General features: G+C 64.6%; 19 protein-coding genes and 1 riboswitch. Of the genes, 12 read left to right on the top strand and 7 right to left on the bottom strand.

The features are described 5' to 3' along the window. Positions 1–85 precede the first annotated feature (85 nt). Entirely contained in the window at positions 86–652 is a 567-nt protein-coding gene (locus AC07R1_RS03025; RefSeq protein ID WP_011060939.1) for a GNAT family N-acetyltransferase, read from the top strand. Positions 653–727: 75 nt separating this feature from the next. On the opposite strand, the gene mntP is transcribed toward AC07R1_RS03025, so the two are convergent. Then, positions 728–1,300 (bottom strand): manganese efflux pump MntP, encoded by a 573-nt coding sequence (gene mntP / locus AC07R1_RS03020; RefSeq protein ID WP_495110088.1) that lies wholly within the window; start codon positions 1,298–1,300, stop codon positions 728–730. A gap of 10 nt (positions 1,301–1,310) precedes the next feature. Then, positions 1,311–1,471: riboswitch (yybP-ykoY riboswitch) on the bottom strand. A 110-nt stretch (positions 1,472–1,581) separates the two neighbouring features. On the opposite strand from mntP, the gene AC07R1_RS03015 reads away from it, so the two are divergent. From AC07R1_RS03015 to AC07R1_RS03005, 3 genes are all read left to right on the top strand, one after another. After that, positions 1,582–2,070 (top strand): GFA family protein, encoded by a 489-nt coding sequence (locus tag AC07R1_RS03015; protein ID WP_019093781.1) that lies wholly within the window; start codon positions 1,582–1,584, stop codon positions 2,068–2,070. 108 nt (positions 2,071–2,178) lie between these two features. Continuing rightward, positions 2,179–3,990 carry a serine hydrolase domain-containing protein gene (locus tag AC07R1_RS03010; RefSeq protein WP_495110087.1) on the top strand — a complete coding sequence of 604 codons (1,812 nt, stop codon included), beginning with the start codon at positions 2,179–2,181 and terminating at the stop codon, positions 3,988–3,990. Positions 3,991–3,996: 6 nt separating this feature from the next. Beyond that, positions 3,997–4,797 carry a MipA/OmpV family protein gene (locus tag AC07R1_RS03005; protein ID WP_019093779.1) on the top strand — a complete coding sequence of 267 codons (801 nt, stop codon included), beginning with the start codon at positions 3,997–3,999 and terminating at the stop codon, positions 4,795–4,797. Positions 4,798–4,864: 67 nt separating this feature from the next. On the opposite strand, the gene AC07R1_RS03000 is transcribed toward AC07R1_RS03005, so the two are convergent. The 3 genes from AC07R1_RS03000 to AC07R1_RS02990 form a co-directional block, all read right to left on the bottom strand. Next, positions 4,865–6,154 (bottom strand): ATP-binding protein, encoded by a 1,290-nt coding sequence (locus AC07R1_RS03000; RefSeq protein ID WP_011060934.1) that lies wholly within the window; start codon positions 6,152–6,154, stop codon positions 4,865–4,867. Next, positions 6,155–6,865: a winged helix-turn-helix domain-containing protein gene (locus AC07R1_RS02995; protein WP_011060933.1), complete on the bottom strand. Its 711-nt coding sequence runs from the start codon at positions 6,863–6,865 to the stop codon at positions 6,155–6,157. A 171-nt stretch (positions 6,866–7,036) separates the two neighbouring features. Next, on the bottom strand, positions 7,037–7,642 hold the full coding sequence (locus AC07R1_RS02990; protein WP_011060932.1) for a MiaE family protein: 606 nt from the start codon (positions 7,640–7,642) through the stop codon (positions 7,037–7,039). A gap of 289 nt (positions 7,643–7,931) precedes the next feature. On the opposite strand from AC07R1_RS02990, the gene AC07R1_RS02985 reads away from it, so the two are divergent. Beyond that, positions 7,932–8,795: a universal stress protein gene (locus AC07R1_RS02985; RefSeq protein WP_011060931.1), complete on the top strand. Its 864-nt coding sequence runs from the start codon at positions 7,932–7,934 to the stop codon at positions 8,793–8,795. 217 nt (positions 8,796–9,012) lie between these two features. Here AC07R1_RS02985 and AC07R1_RS02980 read toward each other — a convergent pair whose 3' ends face one another. Continuing rightward, positions 9,013–9,480: a DUF1289 domain-containing protein gene (locus AC07R1_RS02980; protein ID WP_368994981.1), complete on the bottom strand. Its 468-nt coding sequence runs from the start codon at positions 9,478–9,480 to the stop codon at positions 9,013–9,015. A gap of 409 nt (positions 9,481–9,889) precedes the next feature. Here AC07R1_RS02980 and acnB point away from each other — a divergent pair, with 409 nt between their 5' ends. Continuing rightward, a complete protein-coding gene (gene acnB, locus AC07R1_RS02975; RefSeq protein WP_019094305.1) occupies positions 9,890–12,499 on the top strand; it encodes a bifunctional aconitate hydratase 2/2-methylisocitrate dehydratase in 2,610 nt (869 codons plus the stop codon). A 54-nt stretch (positions 12,500–12,553) separates the two neighbouring features. Here acnB and AC07R1_RS02970 read toward each other — a convergent pair whose 3' ends face one another. Next, positions 12,554–14,227 (bottom strand): SulP family inorganic anion transporter, encoded by a 1,674-nt coding sequence (locus AC07R1_RS02970; protein WP_019094304.1) that lies wholly within the window; start codon positions 14,225–14,227, stop codon positions 12,554–12,556. Positions 14,228–14,543: 316 nt separating this feature from the next. Further along, positions 14,544–15,824, bottom strand: coding sequence for a serine/threonine transporter (locus AC07R1_RS02965; protein ID WP_019094303.1), 1,281 nt, complete (start codon positions 15,822–15,824; stop codon positions 14,544–14,546). Between the two features lie 492 nt (positions 15,825–16,316). Here AC07R1_RS02965 and AC07R1_RS02960 point away from each other — a divergent pair, with 492 nt between their 5' ends. From AC07R1_RS02960 to AC07R1_RS02935, 6 genes are all read left to right on the top strand, one after another. Continuing rightward, positions 16,317–16,856, top strand: coding sequence for a cysteine hydrolase family protein (locus AC07R1_RS02960; RefSeq protein ID WP_123430918.1), 540 nt, complete (start codon positions 16,317–16,319; stop codon positions 16,854–16,856). 134 nt (positions 16,857–16,990) lie between these two features. Next, entirely contained in the window at positions 16,991–17,386 is a 396-nt protein-coding gene (locus tag AC07R1_RS02955) for a VOC family protein (RefSeq protein WP_019094301.1), read from the top strand. Between the two features lie 17 nt (positions 17,387–17,403). Beyond that, a complete protein-coding gene (locus tag AC07R1_RS02950) occupies positions 17,404–18,354 on the top strand; it encodes a 2-hydroxyacid dehydrogenase (protein WP_262214769.1) in 951 nt (316 codons plus the stop codon). Positions 18,355–18,601: 247 nt separating this feature from the next. After that, positions 18,602–19,669: a phosphotransferase family protein gene (locus tag AC07R1_RS02945; RefSeq protein ID WP_011060923.1), complete on the top strand. Its 1,068-nt coding sequence runs from the start codon at positions 18,602–18,604 to the stop codon at positions 19,667–19,669. A 39-nt stretch (positions 19,670–19,708) separates the two neighbouring features. Continuing rightward, positions 19,709–20,476: an SDR family oxidoreductase gene (locus tag AC07R1_RS02940; RefSeq protein ID WP_011060922.1), complete on the top strand. Its 768-nt coding sequence runs from the start codon at positions 19,709–19,711 to the stop codon at positions 20,474–20,476. Positions 20,477–20,707: 231 nt separating this feature from the next. Beyond that, on the top strand, positions 20,708–21,814 hold the full coding sequence (locus AC07R1_RS02935) for a Gfo/Idh/MocA family protein (RefSeq protein WP_011060921.1): 1,107 nt from the start codon (positions 20,708–20,710) through the stop codon (positions 21,812–21,814). Positions 21,815–21,860 lie beyond the last annotated feature (46 nt).

The raw sequence follows: 21,860 nt of genomic DNA, 5'->3' as shown, positions 1-21,860 counted from the left end.
AGTGCCCGCCTCGCCAGCGGAGTAAACCTGAAGCCAATCAGGGCTGTGTGCGCAGCCCGCCCTTTGGCTCCGCGGAGACTTGACCATGCCCAGCACCGCTCTCGATACCCTCGCCCACCCACCGTTCCCGGCGCAGCAAGGCCAATACTGGATCGACGCCCTGAACGATGGCAGCCATGTGCTGATCCGCCCGCTGCGGCCCCAGGACCGGGAGCGGGAAAAGGCCTTTATCGAAAACCTCTCCCCGGCCACCCGGCACCAGCGCTTTCTCGGTGAGATCAAGGAAGTGGGCGAGCAACTGCTCAATCAACTGATGGATGTCGGCACGCCGCAGCGGGTGGCTTATGTGGCCCTGGTCCACGACAACGGCGAACTGCGGGAAGTGGGGATCAGCCGCTACGCCCAGGTAGACGAGCAGCCCTCGCATTGCGAGTTCGCCGTGACCATCGCCGATGAGTGGCAAGGCAAGGGCCTCGGCGCGCTATTGATGCAGCACCTGATCGACGAAGCCCGCAACAACGGTTTCCAGCAGATGTACTCGGTGGATTCCGCCGCCAACTACAGCATGCGCCGCCTGGCAAAACAGCTGGGCATGCGCAGCGCCATCGACCCCGATGACGCCACCCAGGTGATCCACAGCCTGGCGCTGTAACGCCAGAGCGCTCCGCGCCTCGGCCCGAGGCGCGGCCGCATTGCCCGCAGAACCGCCCCGCCGCCGATACTGAAGTCAAGCCACAGCCGACAGGTGCTCGTAGAGAATTCCCGAGCCGACGATGATCAGCACCACCCCGCCCAGCACTTCGGCGCGCTGGCCCATCACCGTGCCAATGGCGCGGCCCAGCATCACTCCCAGGGTGACCATGGTCATGGTGGCCAGGCCGATGGCGCTGGCCGCGACCCAGATGTTGACGCTGACGAACGCCAGCCCCACCCCCACCGCCAGGGCATCGATGCTGGTGGCCAGGCCGGTCACCGCCAGCAGCCAGAAGCCGTGCTGGCGCGGTTTTTCTTCCTCGGCCTCAGCCTGCTGGCGGGTGCCGTTGTAGATCATGTGCAGGCCCAGCAACAGCAGCAGGCTGAAGGCGATCCAGTGGTCCCAGTTGGCCACCCATTGAGTCGCGGCCTGGCCGATGAACCAGCCCACCACCGGGGTGATGGCTTCAATGACGCCGAAGATCAGGCCGATGCGCAAAGCTTCCAGCAGGCGCGGCTTGAGCATGGCCGAACCCTTGCCCACCGCGGCGGCGAAGGCATCGGTGGACATGGCGAAGGCGAGAAAGATGATCGAGGCTGGGTTCACGTTGAGTCTTCCGGTCGGGCTTGAGTCCACGACATGCCCACGCGCCCGACTTCAGCGCAGGTATGTCGATGGTCTCACCAACCGAAACGGTGCCCGTACCACGGCAGGTTGCCGAGAATGTTGATACGGGCGCCACCGCAGGGCGCGGTGGCAGGTTACTCCCCAAAGAGGCGCGCAGCTTAGCCGGCCACATGTGAAAATTTCATCGGCACCGCGTCACGACAGCTGCTCGCACAGCGGCTAGCCTGTGCAATCCACCCGTTGATTCGTGGAGGTACCCCATGCAACTCCAGGGCTCCTGCCATTGCGGCGCCGTGCACTTCAGCCTGTCCAGCCGCCATCCCTATCCCTACCAGCGCTGCTACTGCTCGATCTGCCGCAAGACCCAGGGCGGTGGCGGCTACGCCATCAACCTGGGGGGCGATGCGGCCAGCCTCAAGGTACGCGGGCGCAAGCACATCGTCATCTACCATGCCCGGCTCAAGCCCACCGGTGCCGCCCGGGCCCACAGCAGCAGCGCCGAACGGCACTTCTGCGGGCGCTGCGGCTCCGGGCTGTGGCTGTTCAGCCCGCAATGGCCGGAGCTGATCCACCCTTTTGCCTCGGCCATCGACACCCCGTTGCCGGTGCCGCCGCAACACACCCACTTGATGCTCGACTCCAGGGCGCCCTGGGTCGAGGTCGATGCCGGGGCGCACGACCTGCAGTTCGCCGAATACCCCGAGGAATCGATTGCCCAGTGGCACCAGCGCCTGGGGCTGGAGGCCTGAGCGCAACCGGGGCTTAACAGTCTTTGACAGTTTCCCGACAAAGCTGTCAAAGACTGCCACGCCCCCCTTCCCTAGCATCCGCTGATCCAATTGGCCCTCGGGTGCTGCATGTCCCGCAAACTTCTCGGCCTGCCGCTGGTGGGCCTGCTCTTGAGCAACCTCGGCTGCAACGGCCAGCCTCCGGCGCCGCCGCCCATCGCGCCCGGCGATTACGCCAGCATCATCGGCTACCTGAAGCAGTACATCCCGCAACAGATGGCCGAACATCAGGTGCCCGGGCTGTCCATCGCCCTGGTGGACGGCCAGCAACTGATCTGGGCCCGGGGCTTTGGCTTCGCCGACCAGGCCCGGGGCCTGCAAGTGACCGAAAACACCGCGTTTCGCGCCGGCGCCCTGTCGCAATTGCTGACTGCCACGGCGGTGATGCAACTGGTGGAACAAGGGCGCCTGCAACTGGACGCGCCGCTGCAGGACACCCTCAGGGAGTTCTACGTCCGCTCGCGCTTCCACGAGGACCAGAACGCCGCCGACCGGGCCGTGACTCTGCGCCGCCTGCTCAGCCACCAGGGCGGCATTCCCAGCGAATACCTGCGCGACGCACGCACCCCCAACGCCCTCGACGAACTGCCGGGAAAGCTCAGCGGGCTGTGGCTGAGCAACGCTCCGGGAACCCAGACCGCCTACTCCAACCTCGGTTATGCCCTGCTCGGGGCAGCGGTGGAGCGCAGCAGCGGCGTGGATTTCGAACGGCAGTTGCAGAAGAGCCTGCTGCGCCCACTGGGCATGAGCCAGTCGAGCTTTGTCGGGGACAGCCGCGCCCAGCCCTACCGGGCAAGAGGCTATGAAGACGGTGTCAGCAGCGATGCGCTGGTCCGCGACCTTTCCGCCCAGGGCCTGTGGAGCAGCCCGCGGGACCTGAGCCGCTATGTGCGCATGCTGTTCGCCCAGGGCCGGTACCAGGACCGCCAACTGCTCTCGGCGGCATCCATCGACGAAATGGTGCGCACGCAGAACGCCGGCAACCCGCTGGATTTCGACTGCCAGGTAGGCCTTGGCTGGTTCCTGTCGCCCTGCGGCGAGGAATGGGTCCGGCCAGAGATGCGCACCTGGCAGCAAAGCGGTTTCGGCGAGGGCTTTCATGCCCGGATCAGCGTGCTGGCCGAGCAGCAGCTGGCGGTGATCGTGATGAGCAATTCCGACAGCGGCGAGGCCCTGGCCCAGCCCCTGGTGCCCCAGGTACTGCGCATGCTGCTGCAGGCCCACGGCGCCCCGCCACCGCCACCGCCACCGGTCACGGCCCCCCAGGCCCAGCAACGTCGGGTTCCGCAAGCGGCGGATCGCCGGCACCTGGCGGGCTTCTATGCCACCCGCTGGGGTGTGCTGCGGATCCGCGACCAGCACCAGCGCCTGTACGCCGAGCTGGCCGGCGAGCGCTACGAACTGCTGCGGGACGAACAGGGCTGGCTAAGGGTGCGCAAGAAGCGCCTCGGGCTCTGGCCCCAGGACCTGGGCCCGCTGGGGCAACTGCAACTGGACGTGATGCAGGTCCAGGGCCATCGGGTGTTCACCGCCAAGAGCCACGGCCAGTTGCTGGCGGTGGGAGAACGGATCGAGCCGGTGCCCCTGACGGACAACTGGCTGGCCACGGTCGGCACCTACCAGGCTCTGAGCGACGCCCCCGGCGAACCGCCCATCAACGGCATGGACATCGCCCTGGAGGACGGCTTCCTGATGATCCGCAGCCTGCAGCAAGGCCGTCCCCTCACCGACTACATCCTCGCCCCGGTGGACAACGCCCACGCGGTGATCGCCGGCAACGGCCCGGGCCTGGGCGACACCGTGCGCCGCCAGGTCAACGGCGTGAACGTCCTGGGCTACTCATTCAAACGCACCTATAACGCCAACCACCTGAGGTTCTGACCCTTCATGAAAACCCTGAAACACTCCACCACCGCCGCCTTGTGGGCCGGCACCCTGGGCCTGAGCACGGTCTGCGGCACGCTGCACGCCGAAGACTGGAAGTACGGCGTGCACGCCGGGGTGGCCAGCGTGCCGCGCTACAGCGGCAGTGACGAACGCGCCCTGGCGCCGATTCTCGGCGGCGAGATCATCAGCCCCTGGGGCGTGTTCCTCAATACCGACCAGGGCCTGGGCTGGGGCAACGAATGGGGCGACCTGTCGTTCAGTACCTGGGTCGGCCCGAGCGAATCACGGCGCGACAAGAACCACCTGGGCCAGGGCTCCAAGCGCCTCAAGGGCATGGGCGAAATAAAGACCCGGGCACAGTTTGGCGCGCACCTGGGCTATGACCTGGGGCCGTTCGAACTGGGCGCCACCCTGACCCACGCGGTGAAGAAGAACGATAACCGCGACACCGGCTCGGCCTACAGCGCACTGGAACTGAGCATTGGCAGCAACCTCTACCAGGGCCGCTTCGGCAGCCTGGATGCCAGCCTCAACAGCCTGTTCGGCAACGCCGACTACATGCAGACCTGGTACGGGGTGAGCGACACCCAGGCGGCCCACAGCCGCTTCGGCGCCTACCGGGCCAAGGGTGGACGGGTCAGCAGCGGTGCCGACCTGGCCTGGACCCTGCCCCTCAATGAGCAGACCAAGGTCTCGACCCTGCTGTCGATGAAGTACCTGAGCAAGGAAGCCGGCGACAGCCCGATCGTCGACCGGCGCATGCAGACCAGCATCGCCACTCAACTTGAGTACAGCTTCTAAGAAAGGGAACGCGCGGCCCGTGATCACGGGCCGCGTTGCTGCTCAGGTTCAGGGCTGCGCGCGAACCTCAGTCGAGGTGGGCCCAGGTCATGCGGAACGAGGCACCGCCCCACTCCGAATCCGCCACTTCGACCTTGCCGCCGTGCCATTGCGAGACCCGCCGCACCAGCGCCAGGCCCAGGCCGAAACCGCCGGTACGCCGGTCACGGCTGGCGTCGAGACGGGAAAACGGCTCGAAGATCTTCTCCCGGCCATCCACCGGCACCCCGGGACCATCATCGTTGACCCGCACTTCGTAGCCATGCTCCAGGCGCACCAGGGACACCTCGACCCGGCGGTCGGCGTAGCGGATGGCGTTGCGCAGCAGGTTGATCACTGCCCGGGCCATGAAGCGCGGTTCGATGCGCACGTACTCCACCTGGCAGGAACGGATCAGCAGTTGCACCCCGGCCGCCTCGGCCTCCAGGGCCACGCTGCCGACCACGCTGTCGAGCCAGCTCTGGGCCTGGATGTTTTCCCGGTTGATGGTGGCCGCGCCATGTTCCAGGCTGGCGTAGCTGAGGAGTTCGGAGACCATTTCCTCCAGCTCGCCGAGGTCGGCATACATGTCGGCGATCAACTCGCGGTTTTCATCCGGATCTGGTTGTTGCTGCAACTGGTCCAGCTCGAAGGACAGCCGGGCGATGGGCGTGCGCAGTTCGTGGGACACTGCGTTGGTCAACTCGCGCTGATTGGCGATCAGCCCCTCGATGCGCGCCGCCATGCGGTTGAAGTGCTGGGCCAGGTCGCGGATGTTGGAACGCCGCGACAGGTGCAGCCGGGTGCCCAGGTCGTTGTCGCCAAAACGTTCGGCGGCCAGGCGCAGGCGCTCCAGGTCGCGCCAGTGCGGGCGCACCCAGAAGTACAGGACGATGGCCAGCAGCGCGCCGAGCAAGGCATAGGCGGCGATGTTGTAGAGCAGGGTCAGGGGCGGGTCTTCCGGCAGCTTGATGCTCAACAGTTGCTTGCCACCGTCGATGCTGCCGATGAATTCGGTGAACTCCTCGCGCACCACCAACTGGTTGGAATCCAGCAGGGCCTGTTCGCGCACGCTCAGGTCCAGGTCGTCGGCCTGCACCAGTTTGAGCAGCAGCCCGTAGTGCGGCTTGAGCTGCTCCAGCTGCTGCTGACGCCCGGCCTCGTCGAACGGCCGCAACTGTTCGCTCAGGCTGTAGGCCGGCCCGCGCACCGCGTCGCGGTTGTAGGACTCGATCAGGTCGGCGGCCAGGTAGTTGATGAAGATGTGTTGCACCGCGGTCATGGCCCCGGCGAAACCCAGGGCCAGGAACAGGTAGAGCCCCAGAAACAGACGCAGCATTCAAACCTCCCAGGCGAACGGATTGAACAGGTAGCCCTTGCCCCACACGGTCTTGATGCACACCGGCTCGCGCGGGTTGTCCTTGAGCTTGCCCCGCAGCTTGCTGATGTAGACATCGACACTGCGGTTGAGGCCGTCGAACTCGATGCCGCGCATGCGGTTGAGGATGTCGTCCCGGGACAGGGTCTTGCCCGGCGCGCTGGCCAGCAGCCAGAGCAGCTCGAATTCCATGGTGGTCAGTTCCACCGGCTCGCCCGCCAGGCGCACCTCGCGGCTGTTGCGGTCGATGCTCAGCACGCCGAATGCCAGGGCCCCGCGCAGGGTGGTGGTTTCCGGCACCTGGCGCCGTTGCAGGGCCCGCAGGCGCGCCAGCAGCACCGCCGGTTTTATAGGCTTGATCACGTAGTCATCGGCGCCGGATTCCAGGCCGAGAATGTGGTCCAGGTCGTCTTCCTTGGCGGTGAGGATGACGATGGGGGTGTCCGCCACGGCGCGGATCTCCCGGCACACGTGCAGGCCGCTCTGGCCGGGCAGCATCAGGTCGAGCACCACCAGTTTCGGTTTGAATTCGAGAAATGCCGCCAGGGCGGTATCGCCGCGGTGGACCGTCAGCACTTCAAAGCCGTGCTGGGACAGAAAATGCGCGATCAGCCCGGCGAGCTTCTCGTCATCTTCCACCAGCAACACCTTGCCAAGACCCAGGTTTTCCATATTTGCCAATCTGTGAACGCACAATTTGTGCGCGCGCATTATAGGGGGCAAGAGGTTAAGGAAAGGATAACGCAAGCCACAAAACCCGGGACTTGCAGCGGTTTTGCGCGATATTTCATTCTTTTAAGAGTTTTTAACAATTTGCCCCTGCTTTTACACAAGGGCAGTCGTTCACCAGGCCGGCACGCCACTGTGAAAACGGAACTCCGGATCCGGCGACTCGATCAGTTCCTGCTCCGCCGCCCGCACCCGGTCGATGACCTGGGCGATGTCCTTGGCGTCGCCATACTGATAGGCCAGCTTCAGGTAGCCCTGGTAGTGCCGGGCCTCGCTTTTGAGCAGGCCGAAGTAGAACTTGCCCAGTTCCTCGTCCAGGTGCGGCACCAGGGCTTCGAAACGCTCGCAGCTGCGGGCCTCGATAAAGGCGCCCACCACCAGGGTGTCCACCAGCTTCACCGGCTCGTGGCTGCGCACTACCTTGCGCAGGCCCGAGGCATAGCGCCCGGCATGCAACTGGCGCAGCTCGACCTTGCGCTTCTTCATCAGGCGCAGGACCTGCTCATGGTGCACCAGCTCTTCCCGGGCCAGGCGCGACATCATGTTGATCAGGTCGACATGGGCGTGGTACTTGGCGATCAGGCTCAAGGCGGTGCTGGCGGCCTTGAACTCGCAGTTCTTGTGGTCGATCAGCAGGGTTTCCTGGTCGGCCAGGGCCGCCTGGACCCAGGCGTCGGGCGTGCGGCAGCCAAGAAAGTCGGGAATTTCAGGAAAGTTCATCGGCGCATTTCCGAACAATCAGCCACCACCGCAAAGCGGCAGGCAGCACTATCAGTGATCGTTAACATGAGGCTCACGGGACAAAAGGCTTCATAGCGAAAGGCCGGCGATTATACCGGCCGAGCCGCAGACCACCAGCGGCCGCGATTGATATGCATCAACATCCGGCCCGGGCGCCAGCAACTATAGTTGTGCACGCTAGGGTCTGTTCCCGTTTGGTGACGAGCCGCGTCGCTGGGCCAAACGGGAACAGACCCTAACCGTTCATCCCTTCCTGGAGATCCCGATCATGCAAAGCATCCGCAGTATCCTGGTGGTCATCGATCCCACGCCCGGCGAAAGCCTTGCCCTCAAGCGCGCCAAGCTGATTGCCGGGGTCACCCAGGCCCACCTGCACCTGCTGGTCTGCGACAGAAAGCACGAGCATTCGGCGCTGCTGAGCGTACTCAAGAGCAGCCTCACCGGCGAAGGCTACAGCGTCACCACCGAGCAGGCCTGGAACGAAAGCCTGCACGAAACCATCATCGATGTGCAGCAGGCCGAGGGCTGCGGCCTGGTGATCAAGCAGCACCTGCCGGACGCCCCGCTGAAGAAAGCCCTGCTGACCCCGGCGGACTGGAAACTGCTGCGCTACTGCCCGACCCCGGTGCTGCTGGTCAAGACCGCCACGCCCTGGGTCGGCGGCGTGGTGATGGCCGCTATCGACGTCGGCAACATGGACGGCGAGCACCGGGCCTTGCACGCCAGTATCGTCGACCACGGCTTCGATATCGCCAGCCTGGCCAAGGCCCAGTTGCATGTGATCAGCGCTCACCCGTCGCCGATGCTGTCGGCCGCCGACCCGGTGTTCCAGCTCAAGGAAACCATCGAGGCGCGCTATCGCGAGCAGTGCAAGGCGTTCCAGGCCGAGTTCGACATCGACGACGCCCACCTGCATATCGAGGAAGGCCCGGCCGATGTGCTGATTCCCCACCTGGCCCACAAGCTTGGCGCCGTGCTGACCATCATCGGCACCGTGGCCCGCACCGGGATTTCCGGGGCACTGATCGGCAACACCGCCGAAGTGGTGCTCGACTCCCTGGACAGCGACGTGCTGGTGCTCAAGCCGGCGGACATCATGGATCACCTGGAAGAGCTGGCGGCCAAGGCTTGAGCCCCCTCCCCCGCAACGCCATCGCGTAATCTGCGCCGTCCATGACGGCGCTTTCGCCGACAAGCCAGTCCTACAGAGCCCGATCAACCTCACCCCGTAGGAGCCGGCTTGCCGGCGAAGAGGCCCGCAAGCCTTGCACCGCCCTGGCAGCCGTCTTCGCTGGCAAGCCAGCTCCTGCAGTGGCATTTGCGTGGGGGGCGCCTTGGCGGCGGAGCACTCAGCCGAGGGCATCCTTGAGAAAGCCGGGGGCGATGTAGCGCTGGTAGTGGGCTTCGGACAGCAGGAAGAATTCCCGATCAATGGCGTCGCGCAACTCCGGCAAGGCCCAGTCGCGAAACTCCGGCAGCAGCACCATTCCATAGGCATCGAGCTGGTTGATCACTCGCGCGCCGCGGGCAATCAGCTGGTAGGCCCAGCAATACTCGGACTGATGGGGCACGAAGCGGATCTTGCGCTGCTCCAGCTGCTCGCGCAGGCGCGCCGGATCGAAGACTTCCAGCTTGGCCGCCATCACCTGCACCAGCAGGTGCTCAAGACGCAGCCAGACCGCGCGTTTTTCCTCCTCGTTGTAACCATTCCAGTTGATCACTTCATGGTGGAAACGCTTGCAGCCACGGCATACCAGATCGCCGTAAACCGTGGAACAGAGGCCGACGCAGGGGGTCTTGATGGTCTGATTGGGCATAGATAGACAACGCACGCAAAAGCAAAACAGTGGGCAATGTTAGCCCTTTGTCTAAGATTGATCACCCCTCAAACTTCAATACAGCAACTTACGTTGAGGCTTTTTTTACCGTAGAATCAGCCAGCCTTTTTAGGCGCCAATGTCCGTTTGAAGCTGTTTTCAAAGCGTCACGAGCACAGTCGTTCCTTCAGAGCGGTGTTGGCGAGGGGTTTTTCCAGCGGGGAAAAACCCAACGCCAACCCTCATCAGCTCCCCGTTCTGCAGGCGTAAAACTTTGAAAGCAGCTTCTGTAAGGAATTGTCGGTAATTCTGGCTAAGTGGCCCACAACGCCACGCAGCGCATGAGTACGGCAATTTCGGGATGAGCGTCCCGGACACCCATTTGGGACCACTGATGAGGGTAATAACTGTGCTTGAAGCCTACCGCAAACATATCGAAGAGCGTGCAGCACTGGGTATCGTTCCCCAGCCGCTTAACGCCGAACAAACTGCAGGCCTGGTCGAGCTGCTGAAGAATCCCCCGGCTGGCGAAGAAGCTTTCCTCGTTGACCTGATCACCAACCGCGTTCCACCAGGAGTCGACGAAGCTGCCTACGTCAAGGCCGGTTTCCTCTCCGCGCTGGCCAAAGGCGAAGCCTCCTCCCCTCTGATCGACAAGAAGCGCGCCGTTGAACTGCTGGGCACCATGCAGGGCGGCTACAACATCGTGACCCTGGTGAACCTGCTGGACGACGCCGAACTGGCGCCAGTGGCCGCCGCTCAACTCAAGCACACCCTGCTGATGTTCGACGCCTTCCACGACGTCGCGGAAAAAGCCAAGAACGGCAACGTTCACGCCCAAGGCGTACTGCAATCCTGGGCCGACGGCGAGTGGTTCAAAAATCGCCCGGTACTGGCCGACAAGATCAGCCTGCGGGTGTTCAAGGTCACCGGCGAAACCAACACCGACGACCTCTCCCCTGCTCCTGATGCCTGGTCCCGCCCGGACATCCCGCTGCACGCCCTGGCCATGCTGAAAATGGCCCGTGACGGCATCGTTCCGGACGAGCAAGGCAAGACCGGCCCGATGAAGCAGATCGAAGAAATGCGCGGTCAAGGCTTCCCGATCGCCTACGTCGGCGACGTGGTCGGCACCGGTTCGTCCCGTAAATCGGCCACCAACTCGGTGCTGTGGTTCTTCGGCGACGACGTGCCTTATGTTCCGAACAAGCGTGCCGGCGGCTTCTGCTTCGGCAGCAAGATCGCCCCGATCTTCTACAACACCATGGAAGACGCCGGCGCCCTGCCGATCGAATTCGACGTGTCGAAGATGAACATGGGCGATGTGATCGACCTGTACCCGCACGCAGGCAAAGTCTGCAAGCACGGTACCGACGAAGTCCTGGCCACCTTCGAAATGAAGACCCCGGTCCTGCTCGACGAAGTCCGTGCCGGCGGCCGTATCCCGCTGATCATCGGCCGTGGCCTGACCGAGAAGGCTCGCGCCGAACTGGGCCTGCCTGCGTTCGACCTGTTCAAGAAGCCCGAAGCCCCTGTTGAAAGCACCAAGGGCTTCACCCTGGCGCAGAAGATGGTCGGCAAGGCCTGCGGCCTGGCAGAAGGCAAAGGCGTTCGTCCTGGCACCTACTGCGAACCGAAGATGACCACCGTGGGCTCCCAGGACACCACAGGTCCAATGACCCGTGACGAACTGAAAGACCTGGCGTGCCTGGGCTTCTCCGCTGACCTGGTGATGCAGTCCTTCTGCCACACCGCGGCGTATCCGAAGCCGATCGACGTGACCACCCACCACACCCTGCCTGACTTCATCATGACCCGCGGCGGCGTTTCCCTGCGTCCGGGCGACGGCATCATCCACTCGTGGCTGAACCGCATGCTGCTGCCGGACACCGTCGGTACCGGTGGTGACTCCCACACCCGTTTCCCGATGGGCATCTCGTTCCCGGCCGGTTCCGGCCTGGTGGCGTTCGCCGCTGCCACCGGCGTCATGCCGCTGGACATGCCGGAATCGATCCTGGTGCGCTTCAAGGGCAAAATGAAACCTGGCATCACCCTGCGTGACCTGGTCCATGCCATTCCTTACTTCGCCATCCAGAACGGCCTGCTGACCGTCGAGAAGAAAGGCAAGAAAAACGCCTTCTCCGGCCGCATCCTGGAAATCGAAGGCCTGGAAGGCCTGACCCTGGAGCAGGCGTTCGAACTGTCCGACGCCTCGGCCGAACGTTCGGCTGCCGGTTGCACCATCAAGCTGTCGAAAGAGTCGATCACCGAGTACCTGCAGTCCAACATCACCCTGCTGCGCTGGATGATCGGCGAAGGCTACGGTGATGCACGTACCCTGGAACGTCGCGCTCAAGCGATGGAAGCCTGGATCGCCAACCCTGAGTTGATGGAAGCCGACGCCGACGCCGAATACGCCGAAATCATCGAAATCGACCTGGCCGACATCAGCGAGCCTGTACTGTGCGCGCCGAACGACCCGGACGACGCCCGTCTGCTGTCCAGCGTTGCTGGCGAGAAGATCGACGAAGTGTTCATCGGTTCGTGCATGACCAACATCGGTCACTTCCGCGCTGCCGGTAAACTGCTGGATCAGGTCAAGGGCCAGCTGCCAACCCGTCTGTGGCTGTCGCCGCCGACCAAGATGGACGCTCACCAACTGACCGAAGAAGGCTACTACGGCATCTACGGCAAGGCCGGCGCACGCATGGAAATGCCGGGCTGCTCGCTGTGCATGGGTAACCAGGCACGCGTCGAGCCGAACAGCACCGTGGTGTCGACCTCGACCCGTAACTTCCCGAACCGTCTGGGTGATGGCGCCAACGTCTACCTGGCTTCGGCCGAGCTGGCGTCGGTGGCTTCGATCCTGGGTCGCCTGCCGACCGTCGAGGAGTACATGGAATACGCTGGCAAGATCGACAGCATGGCGGCCGATATCTACCGCTACCTGTCCTTCGACCAGATCGCGGAGTTCCGTGAAGCGGCTGCCAACGCCAACATCCCGGTGGTGCAAGCCTAAGGCTGTAGCGTTGTAAGAAGGAACGCCGCGTATTCCACGATACGCGGCGTTTTTTTATGCCTGGGAAATAGCCCCGGCCTTCCAGCCCCGCAGGCTCTCCTGCAGCGTGTCGTCGACGCTGGTGCCGCTGAGCAGCACCTGGTACTCGCGGCTCGACGGCAGCAGTGCCAGGGCGTCCTTGGCCTCGTGCTTGAGCCTCGCCAGGGCCAGGTGCTTGTGCTCCAGGCTGACCTGGCGGAAGAACTCGTCCAGGGCCTCGATGCTGGTGCCGTCCAGGTCCGGGGACTCCTCCAGGCTGAGGATGATGCTGTGGATCGGCGCCTGCACATGGCGTATCAGGCGCAGGGCGCCGCCGAGGATGCGTTCGGCGTTGGCGAAGAACAGCGCCTCCCCCGGCCGCAGGATCAGCACGCCGGGCACCTGCCGGGCCTGAGGATGACGGCTGAGATCGACAAAGTCGTGGCCGCTGCCCAGTTGCCCGAGGATCTGGATATCCGCCGCCGACATCTGCCGCAGCAGCAACAGGATGCTGATACCCACTGACAGCAGCAGCCCGTCCAGCACCCCCAGCACCAGCACCGCGCTGACCGCGCAGATCACCAGCACCCGGTCACGCCGCCAGATGAAGTAGCGCCCCAGGGGTTGCAGGCTCAGGCCATGGCCCAGGGCGTACATGACAATCGCCGCCAGCACCGGCTCCGGGGTCAGGGCGATATAGGGCAGCACGGTCAGCACGATGAGCAGCATCACCGCCGCCGCGGTCAGCCCTGCCAGGCGCGAGCGCGCCCCGGCCGCTTCATTGGCGGAGGTGGCCGAGTAGCCGGCCCCCGCGGGCATGCCATGGAACAGCCCCGAGAGCAGATTGGAAGCGCCCAGGGCCAGCAGGTCGCGGTTGGAGGAAACCCGGTCGCCATGCTTCAGGGCAAAGGAGCTGATGGAACCATAGGATTCGGCATACAGGATCATCACCAGGGCGAACGCCAGCTCCCCCAGGCGCAGCCAGTCGGCAAAAGGCAGTTGTGGCAGGCTCGGCACCTCCAGCTTGAGTTCGATGACCCCGATCAGGTCGACGCCATGGGCCGGCAGGTTGAACCACTGGCCGGCGCCAATGCCGATCACCACCGCCACCAGCCCGCCGGGCACATAGGGAATTCGCGAGCAGATCCCCAGCACCAGCAGCGCCACCGCCGCCACCGCGGCGCCGGCCCAGTTCCATTGCGGCCACTGCTCCAGCAACTGCGGCAGGAAGCGCACCAGGTTACCGGTGCTCAGGTGCACCCCGACCACGGTGGCGAACTGCTTGAGGACAATGGTCAACGCCAGGCCGAAGGCAAAGCCGCGCAGCACCGGCTTGGCAATGAAGGCGGTCACGCCCCCCAGGCGGAACAGCCCGGCCAGGAGGAAGAACACCCCAGTGAGCAGCACCAGGGCAAAGGCCAGGCTCAGGCGCAGCTGGGCGTCGCCACCGGCCAGGGACAGGGTGGCCGCCGCCAGCACCGCGGCCGACGATGAAGTGGCAGAAACAATGGCAAAGCGGCTGGTGCCCAACAGGCCGTAGCACAGCAACCCGGCAAACAGGGCAATGACCCCGGCCTGGGGCGGCAAGGCGGCGATGCTGGAATAGGCTACGGCTTCCGGCAATAACAGGCCGGCAATGGATAGGCCGGCCAGCAGGTCGCGGGTGCGCTTGGGTGCAGCGGTTGGGTGGGTCAGGGGTTCAGTGGCCAATCGGGTTCATCCGTGACAACGCAAAATCCAGATTCAGGGGGTGTCGCCCAACGGAATAAACATGTTTGGGCAGGCTTGCAGCCAGAGGGGCGGGAATGGCCATGGGCGGGTTCCTGGCAGCAATAAGAGCACCAGCTTAGCCCTTTATTCAAGGCAGCAAACAATACTGATCAATGCCTTGAACGACAACGCCGCCGGTACAGTGAAGTACCGACGGCGTTGTGTGCAGCAGCGGGTTCGCCAGGGAGGCGTCCGCGCACCTTGCAGTTGGCTTGCGGGCCTCTTCGCCGGCAAGCCGGCTCCTACCGGAAGGCTGTCAGGACGCCAGGGAGTACACCAGGGCAGTAATGGCCACCAGGCCCACCAGGGTCACGAAGACGTTGGAAGCCTGGCCGCGGTAGCGGGCCATGGCCGGCACCTTGCGGATGGCGTACATCGGCATCAGGAACAGGATCGCCGCGATCACCGGGCCGCCCATGGTCTCGATCATCGTCAGGATGCTCGGGTTGAGGGTGGCCACGGCCCAGCAGATCACCAGCATGAAGGCGGCGGTGACGCGGTCCAGGGTTTTCGTGCCCGGGCGCCGGCCGCTCTTGCCGATCAGGCCCTTGAGGCCTTCGCTGGCACCGATGTAGTGGCCCAGGAAGGACTTGGCAATGGCCACGAAGGCAATCAACGGCGCGGCAAAGGCGATGGTCGGATTCTGGAAATGGTTGGCCAGGTAGGACAGGATCGACAGGTTCTGCGCCTTGGCTTCGGCCAGTTGCGCCGGGCTCAGGGTCAGTACGCAGCTGAAGACGAAGAACAGCACCATGCCCACCATCAGCAGGTGGGCACGCGAGAGAATCTGCGAGCTGCGCTCTTCGGCGTGCACGCCATAGCGGCGCTTCTGGTCCACGGCAAAGGCCGAGATGATCGGCGAATGGTTGAACGAGAAGACCATCACCGGAATCGCCAGCCACAGGGTATGCAGGAAGGCCGAAGGCGCCGGGACATCGCTGACGGTGGCGAGGATGCCGCCATTCCAGTGCGGGATCAGGAACACCGCAAGGAACAGCAGGGCCACGATGAACGGGTAGACCATCAGGCTCATGGCCTTGACGATCACCTGCTCGCCGCAACGCACCACCACCAGCAGGCCGAAGATCAGCACCAGGGCCAGGATCGCCCGCGGTGGCGGCGCGATGTGCAGTTGGTTGGTCATGAAGCTGTCGACGGTGTTGGTCAGGGCCACGCTGTAGATCAGCAGGATCGGGAAGATCGCGAAGAAGTAGAGCAAGGTGATCAGGGCACCGGCGGTGAGACCGAAATGCTCTTCCACCACGTCAGTGATGTCCGCACCGTCACGCCCGGAAAGCACGAAGCGGGTCAGGCCGCGGTGTGCATAGAAGGTCATGGGGAAGGCCAGCAGCGCCAGGATCAACAGCGGCCAGAAACCGCCGATGCCGGCATTGATGGGCAGAAACAGGGTACCGGCACCGATGGCCGTGCCAAACAGGCCGAGCATCCAGGTGGTGTCTTGGCGGTTCCAGCGGGTCAGGGTCGCTGGGGCCGCGGTTTCAAAGCGTTGATCAACGCTGTTGGCCTGATCATTCATCCGGTGGGATCTCCACATTCCGGTCGTTTGCCATTCACCCGGGCGTATCGGAGTACCCGACAGGCAGTGCCCGAGCGAAAAGAGGGGGCGCGATTGTCCGGGATTCCAAGGGCGCTGCATAGACTCAGCTGAGGAACGGTTTATGCGCTGCAGGTATTTTTTCGTTTGATGGGAAAGCGTCTGGCCCGGCCCTCTCCCGCTCAATCCGGGTTCCGCAGGAGCTGGCTTGCCAGCGAAGGTGCCCGCCTGAAGACGCCATTCGCCGGCAAGCCGGCCCCTAGCGGGCCGCGTTGACAAGCCTCACGGGCAGGCGGCATGATCGGACCCCATGAATATCTACGCGCTGAACCCTACCTCCACCACCACGACTGCCTCCGGCGGGTCGTGTGGTGGCTGTGCGGGATGACACAAGCACAGTAGAACCAAGGCCCCGCCAGCAATGGACGGGGCCTTTTGTTTCTCCGTCCAGCTGGCACTACAAGGAGAGACAAGATGCCTTTATCCAACGCCAAGCGTGCCCTGCTGGTGATCGATATGCAGGTCGGGTTGTTCAATGGACCGGACAAGCCCTACAAGCGCGAGCAGGTCCTGGAAAACATCAACCAACTGATCCGCCGCGCCCGCCAGGCCGGGGCGCCGATCTTCGCCGTGCGCCATACCGGCCCCGCCGAATCCCCGATTGCCGCTGGCAGCCCCTTCTGGCAACTGCTGCCGACCCTGGAAGTGGATGAAGAGCTGGACTGCGTACTGGACAAGACCCGCCCCAGTTGCTTTGTCGGCACCGGGCTGGCCGAGCGCCTGCAGGAGGCCCAGGTCAATGAACTGGTGATCGTCGGCATGAAGACCCAGTACTGCGTCGATACCACCTGCCGCGCCGCCGGCGACCTGGGCTTTGCCGCCGTGCTGGTAGAGGACGCCCACACCTGCATGGACACGCCGCTGATCGGGGCAAGAACCATCATCGCCCACCATAACGCCACCCTGAACGGCCCCTTCGTGCGCCTGGCCACGACCGCCGACGTAACCTTCTGACCCCATCGTCCCCACACCGCCCCGGGCACGCCGAACATGGCGTGATTCCCCCGGGAACGGTGCCGGCGAGCATTGCCAAAACCCCTCGCAACCCGCACCCTTGAGCCTTCGCCCCTGCCCGTATGGAACCCTCCATGAGCGCCACGACGATCGCCGGCTGCCTCCTCTACAGCCTTGATCCACCTTCCCTCGCCCGCTTCTATGCCGAACTGCTGGGCTGGCCCATCACCGAACAGCAAGCCGATTACCAGCAGCTGGCCCACCAGGGCTTCGAGCTGACCCTGGTCCAGGTGCCGCCAGCGATTGCTGCGCGCATCGTCCTCCAGGAACCGCCGCTGCCCCGCAGCGATTGCGCCTGCAAGCCGCTGTTCCAGGTAGACGACCTGGCCCGGGCCCGGCAGCGCGCTGCCAAGGCCGGTGGCCGGGTGTACGAGGCCGAGCGCGAATGGCAATTCAAGGACGCCCGGGCCTGCGACGGCATCGACCCGGAAGGCAACATCTTTCAATTGCGCCAACCCCTGCCCCGCTAACCCACGAGGAGTCCGCCATGCGCGCCACCGTTCTGGTCCTGGTTGAAAACGTCAACGCCTACCTGCCGCACCTCGAAGACCTGGGTTTCAGGCTGATCCTGGCGCCCACCCCACAGACCCGGGCCCAGGCGATCCGGGACCACGCCGGGCAGATCGATGCGGTGCTGACCCGTGGCCCCCTGGGGCTGAGCGCGGCGGAAATCGCCGCCCTGCCCCGATTGCAGATCATCTGCGTGATCGGCGCCGGCTATGAGCAAGTGGACCTGCAAGCGGCGAGCAATCGCGGGATCGCAGTAACCAATGGCGCCGGGGTCAACGCCTCGTCCGTGGCCGATCATGCCCTGGCCCTGCTGCTGGCCCTGGTGCGCGGCATTCCCCAGTCCGACGCCGCGGTACGCCAGGGGCACTGGCCGAAGGTGCTGCGCCCGTCCCTGGCCGGCATGCGCCTGGGGGTGCTCGGCCTCGGCGCCGTGGGCCAGGCCATCGCCCGGCGCTGCGCCCTGGGCTTCGACATGCCGGTGAGCTACCACAGCCGCCAGCCACGCCCCGACCAGCCCTACCGCTTCTGCCCGACCCTGGTGGAACTGGCCCGGGACTCGGACGTCCTGGTGATCGCCACCCCGGGCGGCGCCGACACCCGGCACCTGGTGGACCAGCCGGTGCTGGAAGCCCTTGGCCCCGAAGGTTTCCTGGTGAACATCGCCCGGGCCAGCGTGGTGGACACCAACGCCCTGCTGCAGGCCCTGCAGCAGCGGCGGATTGCCGGCGCGGCCCTGGACGTGTTCGATGACGAGCCGCAAGTACCGGACGGTTTCAAGGGCCTGGACAATGTGGTGCTGACCCCTCACGTCGCCGGCCTTTCGCCCCAGGCCAGCCGCGATACCGTGGCGATGGTCGGCCAGAACCTGCTGGCTCACTTCGAAGGCCGGCCACTGCTGACCCCGCTGGCCCTGCCGGCACCGAACTGACCCAGCCCCGAGTCAACGCCTATGCTCGTGGGGCGGACAACCTCTGTGCCTGCATGACTGGTGTAGGAGCCGGCTTGCTCTCATCGGGTCGTAGACACACGGGGCTAAATTCAAACGCTTGTATCAAAAGCAATGATTGTCCGGCAACACGCGCACCTATAAAGGCCCGCCGCGATTGTGAGGGGCCGGTAGGCGCATTAGATTAGCCAATAATCTCTGGCCTCCAGAATAAGCAGAAGGGATAAGCATGGCGCTTACAGACCAGTCCACCCGCACTCGCTCCGGCGAGGAACTCGATGCCAACCTGATCGACCCGTACCTCAAGGCGCACATCCCCGGCCTGAGCGGTACGCCGCAGATCAGCCAGTTCCCGGGCGGTGCCTCGAACCTCACCTACCTGCTGGAATACCCCGGGCAGGAGTTTGTCCTGCGTCGCCCGCCCTTCGGCCACAAGGCCAAGTCGGCCCACGACATGGGCCGCGAGTTCCGCATTCTCAACCAGCTCAAGGACGGTTTCCCCTACTGCCCCAAAGCCTACGTGCACTGCACCGACGAGTCGGTGATCGGCGCCGAGTTCTATGTCATGGAACGGGTCAAGGGCATCATCCTGCGCTCCGACCTGCCGCCGGAGCTGGGCCTGGATGCCGGCCAGACCGAGGCGCTGTGCAAGAGCTTCATCGATCGTTTCGTCGAGCTGCACCGGGTCGACTACAGCGCCTGCGGCCTGGGTGACCTGGGCAAGCCCGAAGGCTATGTGCAGCGCCAGATCAAGGGCTGGAGCGACCGCTACGAGAAGGCCCTGACCCCGGACGCGCCGCACTGGGAAAAGGTCAAGGCCTGGCTCAACGAGAAGATGCCCGCCGACCACCCGACCTCGAGCATCGTGCACAACGACTACCGCTTCGACAACGTGATCCTCGACCCACAGAACCCGATGCAGATCATCGGCGTGCTGGACTGGGAGCTGACCACCCTGGGCGACCCGCTGATGGACCTGGGCAACACCCTGGCCTACTGGATCGAGGCCGGCGACCCGGCGCCGGTGCAACTGATGCGCCGCCAGCCGAGCAACGCCCCGGGCATGCTCACCCGCCAGCAGTTCGTCGACTACTACGCCGAGCGCGCGGGAATCGAAATCGGCAACTTCGACTTCTACTACACCTACGGCCTGTTCCGCCTGGCCGGCATCGTGCAGCAGATCTACTACCGCTTCTACCATGGCCAGACCCAGGACAAACGCTTCGCGCAGTTCATTCACATGAACAAACTGCTGGAGCAGATGAGCCTGCAGGTCATTCACAAATCCAGCCTCTGACCGCGCCCCGGCGCTCGACAGCCAAAACAAGGAAAAACCATGTCCAAGACTCAGTTGTTCGACCTCGACGGCAAGATCGCATTCGTCTCCGGCGCCAGCCGCGGCATCGGTGAGGCCATTGCCAAGTTGCTGGCCCAGCAAGGCGCCCATGTCATCGTGTCGAGCCGCAAGCTCGAAGGTTGCCAACACGTGGCCGACGCGATCATCGCCGCCGGCGGCAAGGCCACCGCCATTGCCTGCCACATCGGTGAAATGGAGCAGATCAGCCAAGTCTTCGCCGGCATTCGCGAACAGTTCGGGCGCCTGGACATCCTGGTCAACAACGCCGCGACCAATCCGCAGTTCTGCAACGTCCTGGACACTGACCTGGGGGCCTTCCAGAAGACCGTCGACGTCAACATCCGCGGCTACTTCTTCATGTCGGTGGAAGCCGGCAAGCTGATGCGCGAAAACGGCGGCGGCAGCATCATCAACGTGGCCTCGATCAACGGCATCTCGCCGGGGATCTTCCAGGGCATCTACTCGGTGACCAAGGCCGCGGTGATCAACATGACCAAGGTCTTCGCCAAGGAATGCGCGCAGTTCGGCATCCGCTGCAACGCACTGCTGCCGGGCCTGACCGATACCAAGTTCGCCTCGGCCCTGGTCAAGAACGACGCCATACTCAAGACCGCCCTGGCGCAGATCCCCCTCAAGCGCGTGGCCGACCCCAGCGAAATGGCCGGCGCGGTGCTCTACCTGGCCAGCGACGCCTCCAGCTACACCACGGGTGTCTCGCTCAATGTGGACGGCGGCTTCCTCTCCTGAGGCCCGCTTGCACCACAAAAAAGGCAGCCTCCGGGCTGCCTTTTTCATTTCCCGCAGGAGCTGGCTGGCCAGCGAAGAGGGCCTTGAGCCCGGCGCAACTCAGGCGGCCCTTTTCGCCGGCGAGCCGGCTCCTACAGGCGTCTTTCAAAATTTTAATTCCACCAATTGCAATTAAAGAATATTTATTCCATAACTAGCCTTCCCTAGAACAATAATTCTGCAGGTGCGGTTATGGACGAGCTCGGCATTGGTTTGATCGGCACCGGTTTCATGGGGCGTGCCCACGCCCTGGCGTTTCGCAGTGCCGGCGCGGTCTTCGAATTGCCGGTGCGCCTGCACCTGGCGGCCCTGGCCGACGCCGACGCCCAGCGCGGCGAACACTGCGCCGGCGCCTGGGGCTTTGCCCAGGCCCATGCCGACTGGCAGGCCCTGGTGGCCAACCCCCGGGTCAACCTGGTGGCCATCACCACTCCCAACCACCTGCACTTCCCCATGGCCATGGCGGCGCTGGCCGCAGGCAAGGCGGTGTACTGCGAAAAGCCCCTGGCGGTCAGCGTCGAACAGGCCCGGCAGATGCACCACGCGGCCCAGGCCGCCGGGGTGGTGACCCGGGTGGGCTACAACTACCAGCACAACCCGGTGATCGCCCAGGCCAGGGACATGATCGGCAACGGCGAACTGGGGCAACTGGTGAGTTTCCAGGGCGAGTTCAGCGAAGACTTCATGGCCGACCCGGATGCCCCCTGGTCCTGGCGTTGCGAGCCGCAGCACGCCGGCGGCGCCCTGGCGGACCTGGGCAGCCACCTGCTGGCCATGGCACGCTTTCTCATGGGGCCGGTGCAGGCGGTGTGCGCCGATACCCAGACCGTGCACCTGCAACGCCCCACCGAAGCCGGCAGCCAGGAACGCCGCGCCATCGCCGTGGATGACCAGGCCCATGCCCTGCTGCGCTTTGCCAATGGCGCGCGGGGTACGCTGAGCAGCAGCTGGATCAAGCATGGTTACAAGAACCACCTGAGCTTCGAGATCAGCGGCACCCTCGGCACCCTGGCGTTCGACCAGGAACGCCTCAACGAACTGCGCCTGTACCGGGTCGGCCAGAAGGGTTTCCAGCGCCTGCTGGCCGGGCCCGCCCTGCCCGGCTACGCGGCCTTCAGCCCGGCCCCGGGGCACCAGCTGGGCTACAACGAACTCAAGACCCTGGAAGTTCACGAATTGATCATGGCCCTGTGCGGCCAGGGCCGGGACGGCACGGATTTCGCTGAAGCCTGGGAAGTGGAGCGCCTGGCCGCGGCGATCCGTACTGCAGCCGCCGAACAGCGCTGGGTGGCACTGTAGGAGCCGGCTTGCCGGCGAAGGCGATCTTGCGGGCGCCTTCGCTGGC

The sequence above is a fragment of the Pseudomonas sp. GW821-FHT07F01 genome (genome assembly GCF_059418825.1).
Note: the sequence above shows the minus strand (reverse complement) of the source record. Positions and strands in the feature narration are given on the sequence as shown.